This is a genomic window from Dietzia sp. Cai40, from assembly GCF_014145165.1.
In the GTDB taxonomy this organism is placed as follows: domain Bacteria; phylum Actinomycetota; class Actinomycetes; order Mycobacteriales; family Mycobacteriaceae; genus Dietzia; species Dietzia natronolimnaea.
Genome location: NZ_JAALEB010000176.1, coordinates 1 through 2,648, shown reverse-complemented (window position 1 = coordinate 2,648; position 2,648 = coordinate 1). Strand labels below are relative to the sequence as shown.

The following is a 2,648-nucleotide window of genomic DNA, read 5'->3' as shown; positions in this document are numbered from 1 at the left end:
GCGTCGCGGGCAGCGGCCGCGGCCAACGGCACCAGGGGGTCCGGCTCGTCGTCGACCAGGGGCAGGGCGCAACCCCCGGCGGCCGCCACTCCGGTGGCGACCGCCGTCACCGCGACGAACCGTCGGCGCGACACGGGGGTGGTGGAGGAAACGGGCACCCCGACATCCTGCCAGGGCCCGTCGGCCGCCGGACCGGGGGCGGTACAGTGATCCGGCCCGTCCGCAATCCGGATCGGCACCCACCAGCAGCGACGCCAGGAGCAACGTGATCGTCCCCGAGCCCGACAGGGCCCATATCCGTAGAGCGGTCGCCGACCGTGGACTCGAACTCGAGGAGATCCGGGAGGATTCACGGGCCGCCGACTGGCACGTGACCGTGGTCGTTGACGGCGACTCCGGTGTCACACTGGACGATCTCGCGACGCTGTCCACCGACCTCGACGACCTCGCCGAACAGTGGGGTGGGCCCGACCGGGCCGTGACGTTCGAGGTGACGAGCCGCGGCGTGGGCGCCCCGCTCGAGGCACCCAGGCACTGGAGGCGGGCGCGCGGGCGTCAGGTCGACGTGAGTTACGTCGACGGTGTCACCGGCCCCGCCCGCGGGCGGATCGGAGACCTCGACGAGGAGAAGGGGACCGTACGTCTGGTCCGCAGGTCGGGTCGTGGGATGCGTGTGGACTCGGTACCGTTGGACGACGTGGCACGCGCTGTGATCCGGGTCGAGTTCCGGCCCGCTCCGGAGGACGAACTCGCCCTCCTGTCGGAGCCCGCGGACCCCGGACGTGGCGTGCGAGAAGGAGAAGACAGTTGAACATCGACATGGCGGCGCTGAACATGTTGTCCCAGGAGCGGGAGATCCCGCTGGACGACCTGGTGCGGACGCTGGAGAACGCACTGCTCACCGCGTACAAGCGCACCGATGACGCGCACCGCGTCGCGCGGATCCAACTCGACCGGAAGGCCGGGACCGTCGCGGTCATGGCGGCCGAGGTAGACGACGAGGGCAATCGGATCGGCGAGTTCGACGCCACCCCGTCCGATTTCGGCCGGGTGGCCGCGGCGACGGCCCGGCAGATCATCCTGCAACGCCTGCGCGAGGCCGAGACCGAGCGGATCTACGGCGACCTGGTCGCCCGTGAGGGCGAGGTGGTCAGCGGGGTCATCCAGTCGGATTCCCGTGCGAACGCGCGGGGGATCGTCGTCGTGCACATCGGGCCCGAGAACGGCGGTACCGAGGGCACCATCGCACCGGCCGAGCAGGTCCCGGGCGAGACCTACCAGCACGGCGACCGCATCAAGTGCCACGTCGTGGGGGTGCACAAGGGGCCGCACGGTGCCTCCGTCTCCCTGTCGCGAACCCACCCCGATCTCGTCCGTGGACTCTTCGCCCTGGAGGTACCGGAGATCGGTGACGGATCCGTCCGGATCTCGGCGATCGCCCGCGAGGCCGGACACCGGACCAAAATCGCCGTGGAGACGACGGTGTCGGGCCTCAACGCCAAGGGCGCCTGCATCGGGCCGAACGGCGCCCGGGTCCGGGCGGTGATGGCGGAACTCAACGGAGAGAAGATCGACATCGTCGACTTCGACGAGGACCCCACGGTGTTCGTGGGTAACGCGCTCTCTCCGGCGAAGGTCATCTCCGTGACCGTCGCGGACGCCGAGACGAGGGCTGCGCGCGTCGTGGTCCCCGATTACCAGCTCTCGTTGGCGATCGGCAAGGAGGGGCAGAACGCCCGCCTGGCCCACCGGCTGACGCAGTGGCGGATCGACATCCACAGCGACGCGGAGTGACGTCCGGCACGGTCGCGGTCCACGCGGTCGGGCGCGCCGTTAGTGTCGATAGTCAACGACCTGTAGACTCACCAGATGTCACAGTGACTTCACGTCCACCCACTCGCGTGGGAGGGACGGCGAGAAACCGAGGCGGCCTCATGCGGGTGCATCACGACCAGCAGAAGGGCTCGGCCGAGGTGCCGGGTCCGGTGAGGACCTGCGTCGGCTGTCGCCGCCGGGATTCCGATTCCCGGTTACTGCGGATCGTTCACGATCCGCGGGCGTCAGCCCTCTCGCCGGACCCCGACCGGCGAGCGGTCGGGCGGGGAGCCTGGGTGCACCGTGACGAGCGGTGCATCGCGACAGCACTCGACCGCAAGGCCTTCACCAGGTCCCTGCGGGTCGCCGGGAACGTGTCCCAGGATGCGATCTCGGAGGTGCTCGAGACGCTATCGTCGTGAGCACGAGACCACCCGTCGGCCGCATGGGCCGACCGGGGGAGCACAAGAGAAGGAACGGACCAGACACGATGAGCACACCGTGAAGTTCCAGCGATGAACGTCCATCGAATGTAGACCGAGGTCGCGCGGCCAGCCCTGCCGTGAAGACCTCGCAGTGAGGAGAGCAGTGGCAGGCAAGCCCCGGGTACACGAGCTGGCAAAAGAGTTCGGTATCACCAGTAAAGAACTTCTGACGAAACTCCGCGATCAGGGAGAGTTCGTCAAATCCGCATCGTCGACCCTCGAGGCCCCGGTGGTCCGACGTCTCCGGGCGTCGCACGCACCGTCCGACGGTGGAGTCGACTCCGCGCCGTCGAGCCCCGGCTCCGGTGGACCCGCGGCGCCGAAGCCCGGCGCGGCGCCCACGCCGGC

At 69.6% G+C, this 2,648-nt stretch carries 4 protein-coding genes; all 4 read left to right on the top strand.

The annotated features are described in order from the left end of the window. The first annotated feature begins 265 nt into the window (after window positions 1–265). On the top strand, window positions 266–811 hold the full coding sequence (locus G6022_RS07750) for a ribosome maturation protein RimP (RefSeq protein ID WP_182638688.1): 546 nt from the start codon (window positions 266–268) through the stop codon (window positions 809–811). Further along, window positions 808–1,794: a transcription termination factor NusA gene (gene nusA, locus G6022_RS07745; protein ID WP_179525437.1), complete on the top strand. Its 987-nt coding sequence runs from the start codon at window positions 808–810 to the stop codon at window positions 1,792–1,794. The genes G6022_RS07750 and nusA overlap by 4 nt, the downstream gene beginning before the upstream one ends. 140 nt (window positions 1,795–1,934) lie before the next feature. Continuing rightward, window positions 1,935–2,237 carry a YlxR family protein gene (locus G6022_RS07740; RefSeq protein WP_179525436.1) on the top strand — a complete coding sequence of 101 codons (303 nt, stop codon included), beginning with the start codon at window positions 1,935–1,937 and terminating at the stop codon, window positions 2,235–2,237. 166 nt (window positions 2,238–2,403) lie between these two features. Next, on the top strand, window positions 2,404–2,648 hold a 245-nt coding region (locus tag G6022_RS07735), incomplete at its 3' end, for a translation initiation factor IF-2 N-terminal domain-containing protein (protein WP_182638689.1).

Bases quoted from the DNA above. Each gene is read 5' to 3' on its own strand.
- G6022_RS07740 (WP_179525436.1), top strand. From the start codon at position 1,935: ATGCGGGTGCATCACGACCAGCAGAAGGGCTCGGCCGAGGTGCCGGGT.